The 22,820-nt window shown below is 48.9% G+C and carries 24 protein-coding genes and 1 tRNA gene; 13 read left to right on the top strand and 12 right to left on the bottom strand.

All coding sequences use genetic code 11. From position 1 onward, the window contains the following. Positions 1-6: 6 nt before the first annotated feature. From PHT49_02280 to PHT49_02305, 6 genes are all read left to right on the top strand, one after another. Positions 7-1,671: an ATP-binding protein gene (locus tag PHT49_02280; protein MDD5450709.1), complete on the top strand. Its 1,665-nt coding sequence runs from the start codon at positions 7-9 to the stop codon at positions 1,669-1,671. An 18-nt stretch (positions 1,672-1,689) separates the two neighbouring features. Beyond that, on the top strand, positions 1,690-2,526 hold the full coding sequence (locus PHT49_02285; protein ID MDD5450710.1) for a response regulator: 837 nt from the start codon (positions 1,690-1,692) through the stop codon (positions 2,524-2,526). Between the two features lie 51 nt (positions 2,527-2,577). After that, positions 2,578-3,834, top strand: a complete 1,257-nt coding sequence (locus tag PHT49_02290) for a response regulator (protein MDD5450711.1) — start codon at positions 2,578-2,580, stop codon at positions 3,832-3,834. A 43-nt stretch (positions 3,835-3,877) separates the two neighbouring features. Continuing rightward, on the top strand, positions 3,878-4,243 hold the full coding sequence (locus PHT49_02295; GenBank protein ID MDD5450712.1) for a four helix bundle protein: 366 nt from the start codon (positions 3,878-3,880) through the stop codon (positions 4,241-4,243). Between the two features lie 80 nt (positions 4,244-4,323). Beyond that, a complete protein-coding gene (locus tag PHT49_02300; protein ID MDD5450713.1) occupies positions 4,324-4,674 on the top strand; it encodes a hypothetical protein in 351 nt (116 codons plus the stop codon). Further along, positions 4,664-5,524: an HDOD domain-containing protein gene (locus tag PHT49_02305; GenBank protein MDD5450714.1), complete on the top strand. Its 861-nt coding sequence runs from the start codon at positions 4,664-4,666 to the stop codon at positions 5,522-5,524. The genes PHT49_02300 and PHT49_02305 overlap by 11 nt, the downstream gene beginning before the upstream one ends. Before the next feature lie 203 nt (positions 5,525-5,727). Here PHT49_02305 and PHT49_02310 read toward each other — a convergent pair. The 10 genes from PHT49_02310 to yedF form a co-directional block, all read right to left on the bottom strand. Beyond that, positions 5,728-5,804, bottom strand: a tRNA-Pro gene (locus tag PHT49_02310). 97 nt (positions 5,805-5,901) lie between these two features. After that, entirely contained in the window at positions 5,902-6,555 is a 654-nt protein-coding gene (locus PHT49_02315; GenBank protein ID MDD5450715.1) for a metallophosphoesterase, read from the bottom strand. Positions 6,556-6,707: 152 nt separating this feature from the next. Further along, positions 6,708-7,352 (bottom strand): MBL fold metallo-hydrolase, encoded by a 645-nt coding sequence (locus PHT49_02320; protein ID MDD5450716.1) that lies wholly within the window; start codon positions 7,350-7,352, stop codon positions 6,708-6,710. Continuing rightward, positions 7,342-8,286 (bottom strand): FAD-dependent oxidoreductase, encoded by a 945-nt coding sequence (locus PHT49_02325; GenBank protein ID MDD5450717.1) that lies wholly within the window; start codon positions 8,284-8,286, stop codon positions 7,342-7,344. Before PHT49_02325 ends, PHT49_02320 begins: the two co-directional genes overlap by 11 nt. A gap of 321 nt (positions 8,287-8,607) precedes the next feature. After that, complete coding sequence (locus PHT49_02330; GenBank protein ID MDD5450718.1) at positions 8,608-8,787, bottom strand: DNA gyrase inhibitor YacG; 180 nt, start codon at positions 8,785-8,787, stop codon at positions 8,608-8,610. After that, the gene (locus PHT49_02335) at positions 8,787-9,725 is read right to left on the bottom strand and encodes a universal stress protein (protein ID MDD5450719.1); all 939 of its coding nucleotides are present in this window, start codon (positions 9,723-9,725) and stop codon (positions 8,787-8,789) included. Before PHT49_02335 ends, PHT49_02330 begins: the two co-directional genes overlap by 1 nt. Positions 9,726-9,765: 40 nt before the next feature. Further along, positions 9,766-10,164 carry a YkgJ family cysteine cluster protein gene (locus PHT49_02340; protein MDD5450720.1) on the bottom strand — a complete coding sequence of 133 codons (399 nt, stop codon included), beginning with the start codon at positions 10,162-10,164 and terminating at the stop codon, positions 9,766-9,768. Positions 10,165-10,294: 130 nt separating this feature from the next. Continuing rightward, positions 10,295-10,552 carry a DUF3343 domain-containing protein gene (locus PHT49_02345; protein ID MDD5450721.1) on the bottom strand — a complete coding sequence of 86 codons (258 nt, stop codon included), beginning with the start codon at positions 10,550-10,552 and terminating at the stop codon, positions 10,295-10,297. Positions 10,553-10,578: 26 nt separating this feature from the next. Beyond that, on the bottom strand, positions 10,579-11,718 hold the full coding sequence (locus PHT49_02350) for an aminotransferase class V-fold PLP-dependent enzyme (protein MDD5450722.1): 1,140 nt from the start codon (positions 11,716-11,718) through the stop codon (positions 10,579-10,581). A 6-nt stretch (positions 11,719-11,724) separates the two neighbouring features. Then, positions 11,725-12,351: a sulfurtransferase-like selenium metabolism protein YedF gene (yedF, locus tag PHT49_02355; protein ID MDD5450723.1), complete on the bottom strand. Its 627-nt coding sequence runs from the start codon at positions 12,349-12,351 to the stop codon at positions 11,725-11,727. Between the two features lie 1,232 nt (positions 12,352-13,583). On the opposite strand from yedF, the gene PHT49_02360 reads away from it, so the two are divergent. The 7 genes from PHT49_02360 (at position 13,584) to PHT49_02390 (ending at position 20,154) form a co-directional block, all read left to right on the top strand. Further along, positions 13,584-15,044, top strand: coding sequence for a sigma 54-interacting transcriptional regulator (locus PHT49_02360; protein MDD5450724.1), 1,461 nt, complete (start codon positions 13,584-13,586; stop codon positions 15,042-15,044). A gap of 405 nt (positions 15,045-15,449) precedes the next feature. Further along, a complete protein-coding gene (locus PHT49_02365; GenBank protein MDD5450725.1) occupies positions 15,450-15,767 on the top strand; it encodes a hypothetical protein in 318 nt (105 codons plus the stop codon). Between the two features lie 80 nt (positions 15,768-15,847). Beyond that, entirely contained in the window at positions 15,848-16,729 is an 882-nt protein-coding gene (locus PHT49_02370) for a hypothetical protein (GenBank protein ID MDD5450726.1), read from the top strand. A gap of 300 nt (positions 16,730-17,029) precedes the next feature. Beyond that, the gene (locus PHT49_02375; protein ID MDD5450727.1) at positions 17,030-17,680 is read left to right on the top strand and encodes a C39 family peptidase; all 651 of its coding nucleotides are present in this window, start codon (positions 17,030-17,032) and stop codon (positions 17,678-17,680) included. Positions 17,681-17,682: 2 nt separating this feature from the next. Then, entirely contained in the window at positions 17,683-18,270 is a 588-nt protein-coding gene (locus PHT49_02380; GenBank protein ID MDD5450728.1) for a hypothetical protein, read from the top strand. Positions 18,271-18,298: 28 nt separating this feature from the next. Continuing rightward, entirely contained in the window at positions 18,299-19,093 is a 795-nt protein-coding gene (locus PHT49_02385) for a hypothetical protein (protein ID MDD5450729.1), read from the top strand. 62 nt (positions 19,094-19,155) lie between these two features. Then, positions 19,156-20,154, top strand: a complete 999-nt coding sequence (locus PHT49_02390) for a transporter (protein ID MDD5450730.1) — start codon at positions 19,156-19,158, stop codon at positions 20,152-20,154. A 167-nt stretch (positions 20,155-20,321) separates the two neighbouring features. Here PHT49_02390 and rlmN read toward each other — a convergent pair whose 3' ends face one another. Both rlmN and PHT49_02400 read right to left on the bottom strand, forming a co-directional pair. Beyond that, positions 20,322-21,422 carry a 23S rRNA (adenine(2503)-C(2))-methyltransferase RlmN gene (gene rlmN / locus PHT49_02395; protein ID MDD5450731.1) on the bottom strand — a complete coding sequence of 367 codons (1,101 nt, stop codon included), beginning with the start codon at positions 21,420-21,422 and terminating at the stop codon, positions 20,322-20,324. Further along, positions 21,422-22,807: an NAD(P)/FAD-dependent oxidoreductase gene (locus PHT49_02400; protein ID MDD5450732.1), complete on the bottom strand. Its 1,386-nt coding sequence runs from the start codon at positions 22,805-22,807 to the stop codon at positions 21,422-21,424. Before PHT49_02400 ends, rlmN begins: the two co-directional genes overlap by 1 nt. Between the last annotated feature and the right edge of the window lie 13 nt (positions 22,808-22,820).

Below are 22,820 nucleotides of genomic sequence, written 5' to 3' on the forward strand. Positions count from 1 at the left end.
TATAAGATGAAGAAAGAAGGCAAAAAAATTTTATATCTGTCGGATAAAACGGCATGGGTCGCTATAGGATTAGGGCTATCCTTCTGGTTCGTTGAAGCCGCTATCCATTCTTTTATATTACACGAGGGCACTCTTATCCGGCATCTATTCAGCCCAGCAGCACATGAAGCCTGGATGCGCAGCGCAGTCACGTTTATATTCATTATATTTGGTGTCTATGCCCAACTCCTTTTCAACGCTCGCAAAAAGTTAGAAGGGGAACTGTGCCAACGTGAACAGTTTTTATCCGGCGTATTTGAAAGCATTCAGGATGGCATCAGCGTCCTTCACCCTGACCTGACCATCCAATATGTCAATGGCGTGATGAAAAGATGGTACGATCAAAATCTCCCACTCTCGGGCAAGAAGTGTTATGAAGCTTATCATAACCGTGGTACGTCATGTGAATCCTGTCCGGCTCTGCGTTCCCTAACGTCCGGTCAATTGGAGTATAACATCGTACCCGGACTCCCGGGTAGCCCCGTTGAATATCTGGAGCTTTTCACCTATCCGATTAAAGCCCCCGATTCAGATAGACTTACCGGTGTGGTTGAGTTTGTCCGTGATATCACCATGCGCAAACATGCGGAGGAGAAATTAAAGAAATACCAGACCGGGCTTGAGAAACTGGTCAAAGAGCGCACCGCTGAACTAATAGCGACTAACGAAGAACTTCAACAGGAACTTGCTGAACGCAGGCAGATGGAAGAAGAATTATTACAGATTAAAATAAACCTGGAGGAGGCAAATCAGCAACTCAAACAGAATCAGGCCCAACTGGTGCAATCGGAGAAGATGGCCTCCATCGGTCAACTGGCCGCCGGTGTGGCCCATGAGATCAACAACCCGGTGGGATTCATCAACAGCAATCTGACCACCTTGGATGAGTACCGGCGGGACCTGACCACACTCATCAATAATTACCTGGAACTCGAACAGTTGGCGGACAGGGATCCGGCGCTATCCAATAACCATGACCTAGCAGGCGCTTTAGAGGCCATCCGAAACCTGAAAGAGAAAATGGACCTGGACTTTATCCTCGGCGACTTTGATAAGGTCATCAGCGAATCCCGTGAGGGAGCGGATCGGATCAAGAAGATTGTGCAGGATTTAAAGGACTTTTCGCACGTGGACAAGGCCGATCTGAACTGGGCGGATTTAAATAAGGGTATGGAGAGCACCTTAAACATCGTCTGGAATGAACTTAAATACAATGCTAAGGTGACAAAAGACTACGGCGATATACCGGAAGTTTACTGCTACCCCCAGCAGATCAATCAGGTCGTTATGAACATCCTGGTAAATGCTGCCCATGCCATTGAGGATAAGGGTGAGATAAAGATAAGCACGGCATATATTGATGGCGCTGAGCCGATGGTGGAAATCCGGATAAGTGATACGGGGAAAGGTATCCCGCCGGAGAACTTGCCTAAGATATTCGATCCTTTTTTTACCACCAAACCGGTGGGAAAAGGGACGGGGCTTGGTCTTAGTATGGCGTACAGCATTATCAAAAAACACGATGGAGAGATTAAGGTAGAAAGCGAGGTAGGCAAAGGAACCACCTTTGTCATTGAACTGCCAGTAAATGGACCGAGGACAAAAGAAGGCGATACTTCGGATACTGGTTAGTGAAGGTAGGGGGTTAGCATGGGAAACAGCACCATACTCATCGTAGATGACGAGGCCAATATCTTACAGGCTCTGAAACGCGTCTTCCGCCGGGAGCCTTACCGGGTGCTTACGGCCTCCAGCGGCGCGGAGGGGGTCGAAATCCTGCAGAAAGAGCATATTGACCTCATCATCTCTGACCAGAGGATGCCGGAGATGGATGGAACACAGTTTCTGGCCAGGGCCAAGGAACTGTATCCAGAGACGATTCGTATCATCCTGAGTGGATACACAGACGTCAATTCCATTACCGAGGCCATCAATGTCGGCAATGTTTATAAGTTCATTTTAAAGCCGTGGGAAGATGAGGCCCTAAGAACCACTATTAGGGAATCCCTGGATATTGCGCGTCTGCAAAGGGAAAACAAGGCGCTGACCGAAACCATTAAGAAACAGAACGAAGATCTTAAGTATCTTAATAAGAATCTGGGGAAAGAAGTGGAAAACAGGGTAGCCGAAATTAAATTGCAGAATGAGGCCCTGAAACTGGCCCGGGACATCCTGGAAAGTCTCCCTATAGCAGTGCTCGGTACGGATAACGAGGGGTCTATAGCCCTGGTAAATAGTCTGGCCCGGGGTTACTTTGAGCCGGAAGGCCAGGCACTCCTTGGTTCTAACTTAAGGCATCATTTTGGCGAGGAACTGATAGGGATTATTACTTATGCCATAAATTTCGAAGAGCAGAAAGAGGGGCAATATAAACATAAAGATGGTAGCAGCTTTGACGTGTACTGTATCCCGCTTTCCAGAGGTAATTTCGAAGTGCCCCGGTCTGGAACGGTGATTTCGTTTTTAAATCGGCCACGAAGTCACTAAGAAATGGTTGAGCGGTTAAATGGTTGAGTGGTTGAAAGGAAAGGATTCACGGTGGAAGACACAACGAGAACCATCCTGCTGGTAGATGATGAAGAAAATATCCTTTCTTCCCTTCAGCGCCTTTTACGGCGGGAAAATTATAATGTCATAACGAACGCCAGTCCTGAGAAGGCTCTTGAGATCCTAAAACACGAACCTGTCTCTCTCATCATATCCGACCAGAGAATGCCGGAGATGGATGGGACTGAATTTCTGGAAAAGGCCAGAGAGATCCAGCCAGAGGCTATACGCATTATATTGACCGGATATGCGGACATTAGCGCGGCCATGGCCGCCATAAACCAGGGGCAGGTCTATCGTTTTATAACCAAGCCCTGGAACGATCTTGATCTTAAGGCAACTATCAAGCAGGCTATCGATTTTTACCACCTGCGTAGGGAAAATCAGAAGCTCTTTGAACTAACGGTCCGGCAAAACGCCGAGCTTAAAGAGCTAAACGAAAACCTGGAAAGGAAGGTAGAGGAACGGACCCAGGAGATAAGCCGCCTCTATAAAGAACTTCAGTCGAGCTATTTCAAGACCATTCGCATTTTCATGGATCTCATGCAGATGTATGACCCTGCCTTGGGAGGCCATGCCAAAAGGGTAGCCGTCCTTTCCAGACTCTTAGCTGAAAAGTGTGAGTTACGGGGAGAGGAACTGGACGTAGTAGAGGCGGCGGGCTCCCTCCATGACGTGGGCCTGATCGGTATCCCGCGGGAGATAATAAGAAAGAAGGGATCAGAGCGGACCGCAGCAGAAAAAGCCCTTTACGAGCAGCACCCGGCCTTGGGCTATGCGATACTTAATTCCGTGCCTAAACTGGATCAGGTCAGCATCTTGGTCAAATCACATCATGAGCGGTTTGATGGCGCCGGATATCCGGACAGACTGAAGAAAGAAGAGATCCCCATCGGGGCGCGTATCATAGCCGTAGCCGATGCTTATGATCATCTTTCGGTCCGCGGGGATATATCGAGAGAGGATGTGCTGCATCGCTTACATAAATTAGCCGGAGATAAAATGGATCCCTCTGTAGTTTCTGCGGCCATAGAAGTATTTTCAGCGATCGCAAAGGCTGAGAAATCAGAGGTGGCAGTTACCCTTGCGGATTTGCGACCGGATATGGTTCTGGCCCGGGAGTTAAAGACGCATACCGGCCGGCTGCTTATGCCGAAGGATGCCGTTCTTAAGGAGGCGTACCTGGAGAAGATCAAGAGGTTTCATGAGATAGACCCTATAGTGGGATGGATTTATGTGTACAGATAAGATAAATTCGAAATCCGAAACACGAAATTCAAAACAAATTCGAATGTCCGAAACAGAAAGTCCGAAACAGTATGATTTAGAAGATCGCACTCTTATATTCGCAGGAAAGATAAGAACCTTTGTAAATAAGATGCCTAAAACAGTTGCGAATATTGAAGACGGGAGACAACTGATAAGGGCCTCCGGTTCAGTTGGTGCCAATTATATTGAAGCGAATGAAGCGCTAAGCAAGAAAGATTTTGTCATGAGAATTAAGATTTGTCGTAAGGAGGCCAAGGAGAGTCGATACTGGTTAAAATTGATAGACACCGATGGTGAACAGGGGTGTGAAAACGAACGAGAGGGTTTAGAACAAGAAGCGACGGAACTTATGAATATCTTCGGAGCCATTCTACGTAAGATTGAATAATAATGTTTTGAAAATTTGATATTTGAATTTTGTATTTGTTTCGTATTTCGATATTCGAATTTCGGATTTAGGGATTGATTATGTCTAAACGGTATGTGGTCAGGAATGTAAAAATAGATGAGGCCGGGCCGGGATCGGTGGTAGGCAAGGACATGCTGAATCCCCAGGGACAGATGATCCTGGCAAAGGGATCCAAACTGACACCGGACTTCATGGATAGACTCAAGCGGTTAGGTGTCAGCAGTATCCCTATTGAGATGGAAGAGGAGTCGCCCCATGTTGACCCGAAGGCCATGGAAGAAAAAATGCAAAGGGTTGACCTGTTAATTGAGCGGAAGTTCCGCCTCGCTTCTCCCGATAACCGCACTATGATGGGCCTAAAAGAGATATTCAGGGAGTTTATGAAAGGGAAGATCACCAATGGATCGTGAAGAGATCAGGGCGAAGATAAAGGAGACCGCCGAGCTTGCCACTATCTCGGCAGTGGCCTTACAGACCGCACAGCTCCTCAGAAATCCCGATGTAGCCGTTAATAAGGTCACGGAGATTGTCAGCCTCGATCAGTCATTAACAGCTAAGATGTTACGCCTTGTCAACTCCTCGTTCTATGGATTTCAGGGGAAGATTAGTTCCCTTCCCCAGGCTATAGTCCTTTTGGGTTTCAATACAGTGCGGAATGTTATCCTTTCGGTTTCTGTCCTCAAGGCATTTTCCGGTGATAAGGGGTGTAAGGTCTTTGACGCAGGCAAGTTCTGGGGACATTCCGTAGGCACGGCCTTTGTCGCCAAAAATCTGGCCGAACATATCAAGTTTAAAGATCCTGAGGATGCCTTTATTGGCGGTCTGTTGCATGACATAGGCCGGGTCTTCATAGTCCAGTTTCTGCGCCCGGAGATGGAGAAAATCATCGATCTTATGATCAAAGAAGATATACCTATGCGGGAGGCCGAGGAAAGAGTATTAGATACGGATCATGCCTGGATAGGTTATGTGATGGCCAAGAACTGGCATTTCCCGCCTGTACTCTGTTCTGGTGTAGGCCTTCATCATGCCCCGAACGGCAAGGATGAGGAATTTCTTCTGGCCTCAATTATTCATCTGGCAGATATAATCTGCCGGGGGATGGACCTCGGCTGCGGCGGCGATGACTTTGTCCCTAATGTCAGCCCGGCCGCCTGGCGGGAACTTTCCATGTCCCTGGAAGATGTAAAGGCCCTAATACAAAAAACAGATGAAAGCCTATACCAGATCGAGGAATTTTTAAGCATCTTACGTTCGTAACCTCTCCTCCCCCCTTTAGTAAAGGGGGGCAGGGGGGATTTGATTGGTCTGTTAGAAAAAATAGAGAGGCCTTTGAGGATATTAGTGGAGTTCTTGAAAAGATATGGAACTATCTATAATCACAAAATCTCCCCTCACCCCTTTTTTCCAAAGAGGGGATTACCATAAGAATGTCTCAAGAATTTCTTTTGGCAAAGAAGAAATGGTCGGGGCGAGAGGATTTGAACCTCCGACACCCTGCTCCCAAAGCAGGTGCGCTACCGGGCTGCGCCACGCCCCGAATTCTAAAAACGTCCAGATGAATTATTAACACGGGGTATCTTGCAACGCAAGGGCTAATTGTTATCAGTTTTGTTATCCCCGCCCCTTTTGCCCGCTTAAATCCTCTTAAGGTCCGCTTTGATATTCTTGGCATCGATTAAGATCTCTACGTATCCGCCATTTTTCAGCATCCCTGGATTTATAATCATAGTCTGGCCTATGGTGTCATGGCCTGCGGCCTCGTGAATATGGCCGGTGATACATGCCTGGAGCTGGTGCTCCTCAATGAAGGAGCGCACGGCCTTGCTTCCTACATGGCGGCCACCGGTGACGACATCAACGGCGGTATTAAACGGAGGAGCGTGGGTAACGAAGATTTTCAGGGCCGCGTCTTTAACCTTTGTAAACCCCTTGTAAATAAAGTCCTTAATCTCTTCTTCGCTATATTCTATTGGGGTATTAAAGGGCGTATAATTGGAACCGCCCACACCAAAAATGCCTATATTTCCTATTAGAAATCCGTTGGCGTGGAGGTTTATATGGAGTTCAGTCAGGTAATCCTGCACTGCCTTCTGATCAAAATTGCCCGCCTGGGCATAAACCTTAGAGTTATATCTTCGGATGTTTTCCAAGACCACTTTGGCCTTATCTATCCCTCCCACGTTTGTTAAGTCGCCGGTAATAATGACACAGTCAGCACGGGAGACGTCTTTAATTTTTTTTATATTTTCCGTGCGTTCGTGGATATCGCCGAAGGCTATAATATGCATAACAATTACTTGGGGTTCATCCGAAAACTGTCGTTTCCGAATTCAAGCTTTCAGCGATCAGCTGTCAGCCGTCAGCAAAAGAATAAGAGAAATAGCATGTTAAGCTGAGTGCTGATTGCTCCATCCGGAATTTTGGGGTTTTCGGATGGAAATTACTTAATAAAGTCCGTAAGGTAAGCGTTTGTCTCTCTTTCCTCTCCCAGGGTCGAGACAGGTGAGTCTCCATAATTATGTCCCGGCCAGATGATGGTTTCGTCCGGCAACACCAAAATCCGCTCTTTTATGGATTGGAGCAGAGTTTCAAATGAGCCGCCGGGGAGGTCGGTTCGCCCTACCGCTCCCACAAACAGGGTATCTCCTGTAAAGAGATTCCCTTCGCCGTAAAGACAGACAGCCCCAGGAGTATGCCCGGGTGTGTGGATGGCTTCAAGTACAGTATTACCCACGGTTATTGTATCTCCATCTTTGATACGGATGTCCGCAGGCGGGGCCGGATCAAACCCCATCTGGCGGTAAAACATCTGAGTCTTGGGTTCGGAAAAGAGATCGTCATCCAGCTCGTGCATGACTATCTGTGCCCCGGTTAATTCCTTTATCCGCCCGTTCCCGCAGGTATGGTCAGGGTGGCCATGCGTATTGACCACATATTGGATTTCAAGCCCAAGGTCTTTTGCGGCCTGTACAACTTCATCTTCATTCCCGGCCGGATCGATGAAAAACGCTTTTTTAGTCTGAGGACAGCCGACTATGTAACAACATACCGCCATGTGGCCAACTATCATCTGCTTAATAATCATGCCCGGGCTCCTGACCTTCAGCGCCTTCCCTTCCCTGTCCTTTTACATAGGTTGCGGCGCTTATGCCGGCCACACAACCTTCGCCCACTGCTTTGGCCATCTGGAAAGGTAGCCCGCAGATGTCCCCGGCCGCAAATATGCCCGGCACGTTTGTCGCCTGCCTTTTATCCGTTATTATGAATTGATAGGATTCGGGATCGAGCGCTATATCGAGATTAAGCGTCAGCTCCGAAATTCCTTTGGCTCCTAGTTCGACAAAAAGGCCGTTTAAAGGGAGGGTGCGGGTGTCTGTTAGCACAACTTCTTTAAGCTCATCTTCTCCCTTAAGTTCCTTAATCCAATTCCCTTCCAGGCGTTCAATAGCGCTTTCCCTGATCTGGCGTTCCAGAGACGGGACGACAGAGAGCTGTTTACAGATGAGATAGACCTTTGACGCATACTTGAGGAGGGTAAGGGCGCCGGTGGCCGCAGCCGAACCGTTCCCGATAACGGCCACCACCTGATTGCGGAAGAAGTTGGCGTCACAATCGACGCAGTAGCTTATTCCCCGCCCCAACAATTCTTTCTCCCCCTTGAGTCCCAATTTCTTGCGAGCCGCGCCCGTGGCCAGAATAAGGGCCTGGGCCTGTATTTCTTTGCCGCTTTCACTTTTGACAACAAAGGACCGATCGGCCTTTTCCAACTCCAGGGCGTCTTCTCCCAGGAGATGGGCACCGAAGGCCTCCGCCTGCTTTTTCCCCGTCTCAAGCAACTCAGCGCCGCTGGATTTTAAAACCGAACAATAGTTTTCAATATGGGCAGCAGCAAAAAGGCTACTCTTGTCCAACCTTCCCATGACTAACACAGAGACTTTACGCCTCGCCGCATGGATAGCAGCTTGCAGCCCGGCCGGGCCTGTTCCCAGGATAACCACATCATAATCGAGTGGTGTCACACACAACCTCCTCATAAATTCTCGCCGCAAAGGAAAAGCTTTTTTTGTAACAATTTAGATTTTTGAAAGCCTGTCGTAAATGCGATGTGTTGTAAAGCCTAAGGTGTTACCACTTATATGAATGAATATGGAAATCAAGAACTCAGGCATAGAACAGCATTTTTCTTCATGAGTTCCTGAGTTCCAAATTTAAGAATCTGTACTATTTCAGGCTGTTGAAAGCTGAGGTGATCCAATGTTTTCAAGTAGCTAAAATGTTACCATTTATTTATTTTTTAAAACTTACTTTTTTTTGCGTTCTTTGCGCCTTTGCGTGAATAGCTAATCCCCATCTTCCTTCTCCGTATCAGCCGTTGCAGTCTCCGGTTCACCCGGGATACGATAACCTTCGTCAATCCATTTACCGAGATCGATCAGTTTGCAGCGCTCGGAACAAAAGGGACGGAAGGGATTTCCTTCCCACGAAGTTGATTTATGACAGACCGGGCATTTGATCTTCACTATACTATCCAGACGGCAAGGTTCTCAGCGGAGGCCAGAATCTTACTGGAAACGCTGCCCATAAAAAATTCCCGGGTCTTAGATACCCCTCTCCTGGCCATAACAATCGTACCAAAATCCCGCCGCTGCGCTTCACGCAGAATCTCTCTGGCTACGTTGGTTGGCCCCTTTTTGATTTTATATTTGACTTGTTTTCCCGGAAGGCCCGCGTCCTGCAGTATCTTTTTCGCCTGTTCAAAGATTGCGTATATGTCTTCGGCCTCCTTTTCCATCCACAGATCTTCAATATCCGAAAGATCGATCTCTTCTTCAGCGGTGAAAAGACCAAGTCCGGGCAGGACGTGATAAAACGTGACTTCTATGCCGGGCAGGCCGGCAATCATAAAACCCAGGTGATCGACGGCTTTCAGGGATGCATCTGAGGCGTCCATCGGCATCAGGATCTTATTGGAGGTTATCTTTCCGTCTATCACCCAGACAGGCCGTGTTTGCAGCGCTTGTACAATCTTTGTAGATATACTCCCCATGATAGCCGATTCCAACTTGGATAGACCGCGGCGTCCAACGACCACGGCGTCATAATTTCCTTTTTCGGCCTCAAAGATAATATCCCTGGCCAATCCTATTTTTTTCTCCACGATTTGAGTATTAATGACTTCTTCGCCAAGACCCGCCTTCATAAGAATGGCCCTTCCTTTATCTATGACGCTCCGGGCCTTGCGTCTGTGAATATCCATCAGTTGCTGGGCCTTCTGGCTTAACACCTGCCAGTCGCCGTACCCTTCTCCTTTCTCAGTGAGAACAGGCGGCAGTGGGGGAAGAACGTAAAAAAGAGTTGTCCGGATATTGGAATCCTTACCGAAGAGATGCCCGATATAGGCTATAGATCTTTCCGAATGTATGGAACCATCAGTGGCCACGAGTATTTTTTTGTCCATGAAGCTGGTCTCCCTTCATCCTGGATTTCTACCGCCGGTTTCATTCCTTTGCCGCCGGTTCTCCGCCAAGGATTGTCTTAACATAGGGCAGGGCGTCCTCAAAAGTGATGTCCTTATTAAACCCGGGACAATTTTGTTGAATTATCAGAAAGCTGGCCTGATCAAGGAGGCTGGGGACAAAAGGCCATTCACGGCAACGACCGGGCTTAAACGCATGTATGGAACATTTGCCATTCCAGAATATGCAGTGGTTATTCACTACGTTCATCTGGACGTATGAGCCTTTGGAGACGCAATATCTTTCCAGAAATTCGCTTTCAGTAAGACCCAGGCCGGAGGCGATACGGCGAATATCAGCCGGAGTCAGGCATATAGTATTCTCGCCATAACAGCAGTCATTACACATCTGACAGGTAAATAATATTTCTTCTGATTCCATGTGCTTCGCTTTCCAACTCATGGTTGTCACTGGTCATCGGTCATTAACCAGCGCCATAGCTATGAGCCATGACTTCAAGCAAAGGTAGCGTAGTTGTTCTTAATTGGCAAGAATTTTGTTGTTATTGATGTTATGCGGGGGCCTTGAAATAGCCTTTTCCCGCTTTTCGGAAGATAGAAAATTCCAGATGGTATTCTGCCAGCCTCTCCCTGGCGACACCGCCGGCGCTTTCATCTATAGCCAGGGCCATGCCGCAGTCTGAACTGATTTCGCGCGGGACGGGTATGAGTTCACAGGGGATATCTTCTTTTTTGAGCGCCTTCTCCGCCTTGAGGACATAGTGGATGGAGTCAAAGATAAAGATAATTTTACAGTCCGCTGATTTCATAACCAACTCTAAAGCTGATAGCTACTTTACATCTTACTGATCTCATATATCGCCCTTATGGCCTGGTCAGCCTCTTCCCTGGTATTGAAATAACCGAGGGAAAGACGGACAGTGCCGTTCGGGAACGTACCGATGGTCTTGTGGGCTACAGGAGCGCACTGTAACCCGCCGCGGGTCATTATACCATATTTCCTGTCGAGAATAAGACACACCCCAGAGGGACTTTTATCCTCAATATTCAGAGAGACAATGCCCGTCTTTTTGTCGGCAGCCCGGGGGCCATAAATTTTTACGCCCTTGATACCGCTTAGCCCCTCCATCATCTGCCGGATAAGTTGCAATTCGTGGGCCCGGATGCGTTCAATACCTTGCTCCCGGATGAATCTTATTCCGGCATCCAATCCGACGATGCCCATGGTATTGGGCGTGCCGCTTTCATAACGGTCTGGAAGAAAATCAGGATGCGCCCACGACTCAGAACGGCTTCCGGTTCCACCCCTCTTAAGGGGATTCAGGCGAATATCTTTTGACAGGCAGAGTCCGCCGATGCCCGTGGGACCCAGAAGTGATTTATGGCCGGTAAAGGCCAGAAAATCGATCCCGGCCTCCTGCATATCAATGGGTATTACCCCGGCGCTCTGCGCCGTATCTACAAGAAAAAAGGCGTCCCCCTTGATTTCACCCACTGCTTCAATCGGAAGTATGGTTCCCGTCACGTTAGAGGCATGGTTGACCGCAACGAGTCTTGTCTCCGGCCGCAGGGCCTTTCGGATATTCTCCGGGTCAATCTGTCCCTGATTGTCACAGGAAACTACAGTAAAATCTACATCGCGGGACTCCTTGAGATATTGCAGGGGGCGCATAACCGAGTTATGTTCCATAGAGGTGGTAACTACGTGGTCGCCGGGTTGGAGGAGCCCCAAAAGGACGAGGTTCAGGGATTCCGTGACATTGGCCGTAAAGATGACCTGTTCGGAAGAAGGACAATTGAAGAAATCCGCTACTCTCTCGCGGGCCTCAAAGACTGCCCTACCTGCCTCTATAGCATATTTGTGTGCCGAACGTCCTGGACTTCCCGAGGTATTGGTAAGGAATGACGAGATGGCCTCGACTACTGCTTTCGGTTTGGGGAAAGACGTAGCGGCCTGATCACAGTAAATAGGCATCATGGTTTATGGGAAAATGACTTTATCGGCCTTGGCCATGGTTTCCAGGATGGAAAACATGTTGGAAATAGTGCCGACCGCTAATTTTTCCTTCAGGTGATAATAATCCAGGCAGGTGCCACAGACCAGAATTTCCATACCGTTTGCCGCCAGGTCTTTTAGTGCCGGGAGGACCTCTGAAGCGTCTGTGGTCAGATACACCCCGCGGTTGTAAAAGATCAGCTTGTTTGGTTTTTCATCCAGGCTGGACAAGGTCTTGAGCAGGGCCTGAACGAGTATCTTGCCCAGGGCTGCATCTCCGGTGCCCATTTGATCCGATTTAAAGACAAAGACGGTTTCCTTTTTTGAGGGCATCTTCTGTTGTCCCGGCTGACAGGTAAGACCTTCAGGAGGCATTATACCGGTCGCTTTGCTCTCTTCCTTTTCTCCGATGGCGAGATAGAAAACCCCCTCCCTTTTTTTAACAGAGACCTTACATCCCTGGCTTTCCGCAAAGCGGGTAACATTTCCTTTGGCGGCTTCGTTATCAACTATAACTATTATTGAGCCTGTGGATATCTCTTCCAAGGCTTGCTTGGTGCGGAGAACAGGCTGAGGACAGGCCAGCCCCCGACAGTCAATGGTTTGTTGCACAAATACTCTCCGTTACTCCTGACTCCTGTCTTCTGTATTCTTAACATTTGATGAATATCTACAAAAACGGTCGCGCAGTCAAATAGAAAATGCCAATCTATTATCTATTTTTGATAGGTTTTAGTTATAATGGCTGATGTTATGGGAACAGCGTGGTGAAAAATATTTCCACATCTGGATGTGTGAAATATTTTTCTCTATTTTCCAGTCTTCGTCCAGAAACTAATTAATTCCCAGCCGGAAACTTTCCCTCCCTTGGCGGGAGGGGATTAACGGGAGGGAGAACAACTTGAAATTGCACATTTTTTTCACCCCCACCCTGACCCTCCCCCGTCAGAGGGAGAGGGAATATGGGAGTTTCCGGATGGAAACTATATGGGATTTTTTATTGTCTAGAACTATATATTGTATTAACAGATTACATGGCAACTATATTTATAACCTGTTTGGGATATTATTAACTTATCCGTATCACCTTAATAATGGAAACTTTTTTCACACATGCCTGCTTCAGCCACATGGTACATATTTACGCATAAATTAATCAGTCGTAATTTCCACTAGTTATCAAATATGAGACTTTAAATCGAAATGGTGGCACAACTGTTGCAAAAATAATGAGTTGCCATTCACTCACACACGCACAGGTGCGCTTTCACCCGATTATTCTTATTCCTACTTTAAGTCCCCGCTCAAACCGCAATATTTCCTGTAGCTGTAGATTAAGATCAGGGTCTGATGTCTTGCCGGAATGGCGATGGATAATTCTATCTGATCTCCTGATAAATTTACGTTGGGCAGGTATGGTTGATGAACTCGTAAAAAGTCCAAAATATCACGCAAAGCCGCCAAGGACGCAAAAAGAATAAAATTTGGAACTCATGAACTCATGAAAAGATCTTTTATTACTGGAGTCTCTTGCAAAATTCTTATGATCGGATTGTCGTCATTCCGGCGAAAGCCGGAATCCAGTGACCCCGACCAGATTAAGACACTCATGGACACCGGTTTTCACCGGTGTGACGACTTTTGCAAGAGCCTCACTGATTTCTTGATTTCCAGATCTTCTTTTTTCCTTAGCGGTCTTTGCGCCTTTGCGTGAGAAATTGACTTCTTATGAGACCGTCATGATTGGGATAATAAAATTATAATTGACATGTTAGCACCCGGCCCACAGAATTAAGATATATCTACGGTTCAACAATAGGTAACCAGGGAAGGGAGGGATAACGGTGCGAACAGAGCCACGGATACCATTTGAAAGTAAGGTCGTCTTCAGTTGTCAGAATCAAGCCGTATCCGGGTCCATTACCAACCTCAGTTTGAAAGGTATCTTTATTAACGCCCATAATTGCCCCCCAAAACACTCTTTTATTGAACTTGCCCTGACGATGCCGTTCTTACCCGAGCCGCCTAATGTCATGGCTAAGGTAAAGAGAACGGATCATGGTGGATTTGCTGCCGAATTTTTTGGTATGAATCACGAGGTTGTTTCCTCTATATGGTCCTTTGTTTGTGCCCGGCTCACATCATTAAATAATTGTCCATACTGTGGTATGCCTGTCGGGGATAAACAGTCTTCCCATTGTCCTCACTGCACCTATTTACTATCCTTTGATGACCCGGACTATTTTGAAAAACGTGATACGGCTATCACCAGGAAGGGCCTTATAGATTTCATCGGGAAGCTTTCCGATCCAGAAGTCCACGCCATCGCCAGAACCATAAGAAGATACCTTTTGGGGCGTAATACTGAGATATCTGGCAATAGCGACGAAGAGATGGTCGGGACCTGTGATAAGATGAGGACTGTATTTCATTTGATTCGTAAGGTGGCCACAGCAGACGTACCTGTCCTGATTATTGGCGAAACAGGCACGGGCAAAGAGATGACGGCCAGGGCTATTCATGAAAGGAGCCTTAGGCAAAGCGGCCCGTTTATTCCCATAAATTGTGGGGCTATCCCTAAAGACCTCCTGGAGTCGGAATTATTTGGCCATGAAAAAGGGGCGTTTACCGGGGCTAAGAGGCAGGTGCGGGGCCGCATTGAGTATGCTGCGGGTGGCACCCTTTTCTTAGATGAAGTGGGAGAGCTACCCCCACCCCTCCAGGTAAAACTTTTACGGTTTCTGGAGGATTACCGGATCGAGAGAGTGGGCGGCCGGGAGAGCATCCAAGTCGATTTACGTATCATCGCCGCTACCAATCGCGACCTTGAAAAGGATATCGCCGAAGGTCGTTTCCGGGAAGATCTCTTTTATAGATTAAACGTCGTCACGATTCACATGCCGGCCTTGTGCGAACGGGGAGAGGACATCGTTATTATGGCGGAAATATTCCTGCGTAAGTATGCCCAAACGGCAGGCAAAAACATAGGTGGTTTTACCCGTGAGGCATTGACTGCCCTTAAGACTCACCACTGGCCGGGTAATGTCCGGGAGCTTGTCAACCGTATAAGACGGGCTGCCGTAATGGCGGAACAACGTTGGATAACCCCGGATAATCTGGAACTTGCGATTGGCCAGGATCAAGGGACAGGGCTTAAGGAAGCCAGTAAGCTTTTTGAGCATAACTTAATAAAAGAGACCCTGGGAAGGCATGAAGGTAAAATCAGCCAAACAGCCAAGACCCTTAAAATCAGCCGTTCCGAAATGTACTACCTGCTGAAAAAACACGGTATTCAGCGGGCCTAAAAGACTATATTCACCGCAGAGACGCAAAGAACGCAGAGAAAAAAATATTTTTCATCTGAAAAACCCCTTACAGGCGAGACGCCTGTCCTACTGGTAAATAATTGCCCTCTAAAAGTAGGTTGGGCGTCTCGCCTGACTTGTTTCCATCCTCCTTTATGAGTCAATAGCTCATAAACTTTTTGATGTTACCAGCTAATCAATAATAATTGAATCTATGTTCAAAACTTAGAACCCGTAACCAATTGATATAGTTTCATTTATATCATCACGGGGGAAAGCGTATAAACATTAGAACACTTTAGAGGGGGTGAAGAACGACCGGCTATGATACAAATATACGTAAAATCAATGAATTAAGAAGTTGGCATCCTCTTTGCGATATAGGGAGGTAAGGAGGGCGCCACGGTGAAGAAAGTGGTAGCAGGTCTAATCTTTCTTGCTTCGCTTTCAGCGTTTGCGGCTTTGGCCCAGGAAAGCGGCGATGCAGCGTCCTTGTTGGGCGAAAAAATTGTCTGCCTTGAGGACGCCGAGTTGCGTCGTATAGCCGGCCGCGGCTTTAGACCCGCCCTGCAGCAGGGTGAAGTCTCCCGGATCATCCTCTGGGATGAATGGCGGGCAAAAGGCGATAACGCAAACGCCACCGTTGCCCCTCGGGATATGGGCGCTACGGGAGGTGCGACTGTATCCATATCGATTAGTTCAGCAAAGAAGGGGGGGATGTAGGAAGCGGGAAAAAGTAGGAAAATTGATAACATCTGAATTTAGTGAATGGCAGAAAACCAAAAAATCGCAAGGAGGAGAGTATGAAGAAATCGTTAATAGTATTGGTCGCCATGGCCTTTGTTCTGGCCCTGAGCCTGCCGGCCCTGGCGGATGTGGGGGTAACGGGGACGGTTACCGTGTCAAAAGACAAAGTGGTGACCGAGACAGTCGACATCGAAAAGGCCCATTACATCGGGGTGAAACAGACTGCTACCCCGACGCATTCTGCTGAGGCTTCAGCAGTAAAAAATGATGTAAATACGATGAATCAAGTTAATGAATCACCCATTCCGGCTGAACCACCTGTATATATCTACAACGAGATCAACGAAACGTGGCAGCTTGATCCCAACCATCCGGGTAAGGCCGCAGTACCAATAACAAAAGGCGCCGTAATTAATACGGGCGTTGGCAATGATTCTGCCGGGGTAGTAGGGATCAACCAGTCTCCGGGCAGTCTGAACAATCAGGGGAATGCCACCTCTGTCTCTATGGCCGCTGACGGCAACGCTTTTCTCCACGCCGAATCGGCTGCCGAGAAGAAAAACGGCATAGTGGGGGAAAACGGGAGCGGAAATAGCGTAACTGTCAATGAAATTACTCGGCAGAACACGATAGATGATTCTCTTAAGGGTGTGGCTGGGATCCTGGGAGTAAACCAGTCTGCAGGCAGTATGAACAACCAGGACAATGCCGCCAGCATGGCTGTGGGGTCCATGTCTATGGCCGCCCTGTCTGAGGCGGACCTGGGGATGGTCAACAGCGGCAATTGTAGCATGGAAGTCGCAGTGACATTAGCAGACACCCTGGCCAATAATGCCCTCTCCGGGGCCGACGGCATCGTGGGCGTCAACCAGTCTTCGGGCTGTATGAACAACCAGGCCAATGTCGTGGCCGTCTGTGCAGTTTCTAGCCCGTTCTAAGATGTCTTATCGTTTGTGAAACGTGAAACTGGAGGCGAGGGAAGGGGGGGTTGTCCCCTTCCCTCGCCTCCTAAGTAAGTTATCGGTAATTATGTCATTGCGAACGAAGTGAAGCAATCTCCAGCGAGATTGCTTCGTCGTTCCCCAGAGGTGAACTCCTCGCAATGACAAGCTGGATAAAATTTTTAATCTTTGAGAGTCCTTAAACAGGCGATGAGAAGAAGTAATAAAATATCAGCCCTTACAGGTCTTATTTTTATTCTATTATGCGCCTTGCACTCATCTGCCTGGGCAGGCACTGTGGTAGTTCGGATGATGTACCGCGGACCGGCCATCTATAAGAAAGTTATCAGTCTGCGAGAAAAAAAGTTCATCAAGATAGTCCCGCAAAGTAAGGATTATAGTTGTGGCGCAGCGGCCATGGCCACCATTTTATCCTACCAGTTTGGCAAGGAGACTTCGGAAACGGATGCCATGCAGGGTCTGCTGGAGGTCGCAGACCTTGAGGTGGTAAAGAAAAAGGGTTTTTCACTTTTGGATTTGAAAAGGTATGCGGAGAATATAGGTTACCGGGCCGGCGGTTTCAAGGTCAAGGCCGACCTGCTCCCAAACATAAACAAACCGACGATTGTCCTCATCGATGTCCGGGGGTATTCGCATTTTGTAGTCCTGAAGGGCGTACGCGGGGAGAACGTCTTCCTGGCTGATCCGGCTTGGGGGAACCGCATTATGAATCTCGCGGATTTTTTAAAGGCATGGAACGGCATTGTCTTCGCTTTTGACGGCCCAAAGCTGGCTGATGCCACCGGGCTGGGGTGCGAAGACCGGGAGGCTATGCCGGTGGACTGTATTCTCCGAATGAAAAGCCTGGACAGCGCCGGACGATTCATCATGGATCCTTCCCAGCAGAGCGCCATTTTTAAGACCATTTATCGGGACAGCTTGTTATGACGATGAAAATACATAGGTTGCAATTGGCGATAGTGGTGTGGAGTATAGTCCTTAACCTCCTATTCCCTCACGCGCTAACGGCCGGTCCACCAAGTGATCTGTTGGGAGTGGAGGCCGAGGCTGTGCCCGAAGAGGAACTGGGAGAAGTGCGGGGTGGCTATGCCGGTTTCTATTTCGCTTTTGACTTCTCCGGATACTGGAACAATACGAGCGGATGGGGAAGCACAGGCACGGCGCAAAGCTCTGCAACCTATCACAGCGATCTGGGGAATATTGATGTGGTAGTCAATGATACAACTTATAATAGTGGAGATGTCACTGTCGAGGCATCCTCTACAAGCAGCTCCACCACCATGCCTTTTTCTTCTCCGACCAGCACGACCTTGAGCACTGGAGATAAGGTCGTCAAGATGAGCGCCTTTGTGGGCGACATAAACCAGACCCAGGGGGTTATTCAGATCTGCCAGGTGCCCGGCAGCAACAACATAGTAACCACGGTTATGAACCTCCAGCTTACGGTGATAAACCTGAGCGATCCGTCCAAGATCGACCAGTTGTCGTCCATATTGCCCGGGCTGGTTGTGAATTGATAGTGGGTGCCTATCGGAGAACTCTGACATGAGCACAAAAGACTTCAGGACAGTATTAAGAGTAACGGTTTTTGCTTGTATAATTTTACTATTTTCATGGTTACCAGCCAGCGCGGATATATCGGATACTATAACTGATACCACCGCCACCACCGTTACGGAAGAGACGACTATCGCCACGGATATTGTCGTTGGTGTCAGTCAAACGGCTGAGGTTGACCACTCGGCGGCCAGTTCCGGCACGGCTACGGGAACGAGTAATAATAACCAGATAATCGAGAGCACAGGGATAGAAAAATCTGCCGATATCTGGGCCGATTCATTAAGCGGCTCAAGCGGTATTATCGGCATTAATCAGGCCCCCGGAACGTTGAACAATCAAGGGAGCGCCGTGAATGTCACCTATGCCACCGAGGCTTCAGATACCCTACTCCAAGCCACGACGGCCTTGCAGAACCAGAGCTCTGGAAATGAACTAAGCGCCGACACTTCCGAGATAACTAATGAGATCCACGGCAATGCCTTTTACGGGGCCACGGGCATAATAACCGTCAATCAATCCGCCGGCAGCCTTAATAACCAGACCACACTGGTAAACCTTACCGTCGGCGCCAGTTCGGCCGTTTCTCTTTCCGATGCCGACCTCGGTATGCTCAATGCCAATAATAAAGTCATGGACGCAGGCGTCTCGCGCACAGATAGCCTGAGCACCTTTGCCCTGCAAGGGGCTAAGGGTATTATCTCCATCAACCAGTCTTCCGGGTGTCTCAACCACCAGGTTAATGCCATCTCCGTATCCGTGCGAGAATTTACTTTATATTAATAAACGACTTATGCTAGCCTAAAGGTAGGGTAAAAGATGTTTTAAGAAAGGATACCCATACCGTGCTACACAAAACCCTTGCCTTTTTGTTTGTTATCTTGGTCTGTTCATCTATATCTCCCCTTTATGCCCTGGCCCAGCAAGAGGAACGAAAGCCCGTCCCCGGCGTCTCCGTAGAAAAAGGCGGGGCGCTCCTTCCCACGGGGCGATTTGTGCTGGAACCGGCATTTCAATATGCCCATAACTCCAGCAAGCAGCTTGTTTCCATAAGCGGCTTTAGCATATTCAATGCCATTCTGATCGGCCGGATCGACCTGAAGGAGATCGAAAGAGATATCTATATACCTTCCATAACGGCCCGGTTAGGTTTCAAGGACATGGAATTAAACGTCAAGGTGCCGTGGATGTACCGGAAAGATAAGGAGACAAACCCGGCCGAAGCAGGGGCGACTGTCTATTCCGCTGATGACAGCGGCCTTGGAGACGTCGAGGGGGGGTTTTATTATAGGCTGGTCAATGAGAACGGCGCTGTTCCGGATATCATCCTTAGCCTGGGCGTCAAATCGGACACAGGACGTGATCCCTACGGGCTGCAAACTGAGACAGTCGGCGGCCAGTTACGCTACAAAGAGTTTCCGACAGGCACCGGGCACTGGGGTTATTCCGGAGGTCTGATCTTTGTTAAGACTACCGACCCCGCTATTGTATTCCTGAACCTGACGTACTTTTATAATGACTCCAGAGACATCGGAACAGAGAATGGCACATTTTATGGCGAGGTTGATCCCGGGGACAGCTTTGAATATAACATCGGCACCGTCGTCGCCCTGAACGAGAAGTTTTCCATGAACTTTACCCTTAACCAGCGCATTACCGGCAAGACTGTACAAGGCGGTTCAGAAATAGCAGATAGTGATCTTAATGCCATTTCTTTTAACCTGGGCGGCACCTATGCTATCTCTAAACGATTCTCTGTAGATATGACCGCCGGGATTGGGCTGACCTCCGATGCCAACGATGTGACGTTACTGTTACGAATACCCATTAATTTTGAATTCTAATTTATTCTCTTTCGTCATTCCCGTGCAAACGGGAATCCAGTAGCCATAGTTCTGTATTCCTGCCCGCTAGGGTCGGCGTCCTCGTCTCCGCCTGAGGCGGAGGATGTGGACGGCTTTCGCAGGAATGACACAATTTATACGAAGGCATTACTGTTACACCACACTGGCTATTGCCCTGTGCTTCTTAACCCCCCGCTTTCATATACAACATGGGCGTGCAGTTGCCCGCAAGCCGCCGATATATCGGCGCCCTTGCTCCGGCGGATCATCGTCGTATAATGGTTTTTTACCAATATTTGCTGGAAGGCCAGAACTCTTTCCGGTGGCGGGGGCTTGAACTCTGAACCCGGGTAGGCATTAAACGGGATAAGATTGATCTTGGCCCGGACGTTTTTGAGTAACTTGGCCAAAGCCTGTGCCTGCTCCGGCGCATCATTTACCCCGTATATAAGAAGATACTCAAAGGTTATCATACGCCGCTGCGGCAGGGGAAAACGCCGGCAGGCCTCAATCAATACCTCCAGGGGATAAGTCCGGTTTATGGGCATGAGGAAGCTGCGGGTATCATTATCCGGGGCGTGGAGGGAAATGGCCAGGTTAACCGTAATATCCCTGCCCAGTTTCTCCATTTGTGGGACAAGACCACAGGTAGATACCGTCACCCTGCGGCTGGAAAAGCCGCAGCCCTCATCTGCCAGCAGTATCCGCAGGCTCTTCAGAACATTTTCATAGTTGGCTAAGGGTTCGCCCATGCCCATAAAGACCAGATTGGTCAGCCCGCCGGGGGCGGACGTGGACGGCTTCTCCCCGGGGAGAAGTGTCCTTTGGATCGCTAAGACCTGATTTACAATCTCCGGGGCCTTTAAGTTACGTTTGAACCCACCCTTTCCGGTAAGACAAAACCGGCATCCCATGGCGCAGCCTGCCTGGGATGACAGGCACAACGTGTAATGCCCCTTTTCCGGGATGAGAACACTCTCAATATAGTTTCCATCGGAAAGCGCAAAAAGGAATTTTTGTGTGCCGTCTTGCGATCTCTCAATCTCTTTGGGATGAAGGTGGCTGATGTAAGAAAGCTCTGATAGTTTTTCCCGCAGTTCCTTCCCGAGGTTGGTCATCTGGTCAAAGGACGCTACATCACCGCGCCATAGCCAGCGGAAGATCTGCCCGGCTCGAAAACGCTCCAGACCGGCAGATAAAACCCAGTCCTCTAATTCGGGCAAGGTCATATCACGTAAGTCTATTTTTGTCGCTTCTATACTTGGCATCATTTTCTTGCAGCCGATTCTCCCGCTACCCAGCCGGAGGTGAAGGCCATCTGTAGGTTATAACCACCGGTCCTGGCCTGGAGGTCTATAATCTCACCGCAAAAGTAAAGCCCCTGAATTTTCTTAGATTCCATGGTAACGGGGTTGATCTCCCTCGTCAATACCCCGCCCGCGGTCACAATAGCCTCGGCCAAAGGCCGGGCGCCGGTTACGGTAAGCCGCCAATCGTGCAGAAAACCTGCCAGCTTGCGCCGCTCTTCTATGGTAATCTCTGCGCCTTTTTTCTCTCCCGGAATAGCAAGCAGATTGGGGACAATAGCCGCCAGCCGCTGAGGAAGCAGCGCTAACAGGATATTCTTAAACTGCCTCTTTCCCTGACTCTGGAATTCCCTTATCAATCTGGCATCCAGGGTCTGGGTGTCCAGGGCCGGTTTCAGGCAGAGGGAGATTTCTATCCGGCCCTTTTCCAGGTGGTCCACTACCGCCCGGCTCAGGCTCAGAATGATCGGGCCCGAGATGCCGAAGTGGGTAAAAAGCATCTCTCCGAATTCTTCGTCGATCTTTTTCTCACGGGCATAGACAGAGGCCCGGACGTTTTTGAGGGCCAGCCCCTGGAGTTCTTTGACATAAGGTTCTTTTATCAAAAGGGGCACGAGATAAGGTCTGATGGGGGCTATGGTGTGCCCTAACTCCTGAGCCATCCGAAACCCATCCCCGGTGGAACCGGTTTGGGGATACGAGGCCCCGCCCGTAGCCAGTATGACCCGGTCGGCGGCGAGATAGCCGCAACTCGTGTCTAATCCAACTACCTGGTTATTCTCCATCCGAAAATCCCCCCATCCCCCCTTTAAAATCCCCCTATATCCCCCTTTTCCAAAGGGGGACTTAATGGCTGTCCCCCCCTTTACTAAAGGGGGGTAAGGGGGGATTATTTCCATTGCCCGTTGCCCGCCGCAGGTGGATGCGGGTTCCACCCGGATATGTTTCACCGCACAGTTTTTAATAATGGATACACCGTGTTCTTTGGTGAATCGCAATAGGGCGCTAACTACATCAAGGGCGCGGTTGGAGGCCGGAAAGACGCGTTGTCCGCGTTCCACCACCGTCGGCACCCCCCGGGCATCTAAAAAGTCCGTGAGATCGTGATGGAAAAAGCGATTCAGGGCATTTATCAAAAAACGGCCATCCGGTGTAAAGTTGGCTACATAGTCGTTGATAGCGCCGATATTGGTAACATTGCAGCGTCCCTTGCCTGTGATGCCCAGTTTTAGGCCAAGCCGCGGCATTTTTTCCAGCAAGGTTACACTGGCCCCACAAGCCGCCGCCCTGCCTGCAGCCATAAGACCCGAGGCCCCGCCGCCAATGACTATGATCTTTGCCGGCACTTTATGCCCAACA

This window comes from Desulfovibrionales bacterium (genome assembly GCA_028715605.1).
GTDB lineage: Bacteria > Desulfobacterota > QYQD01 > QYQD01 > QYQD01 > QYQD01.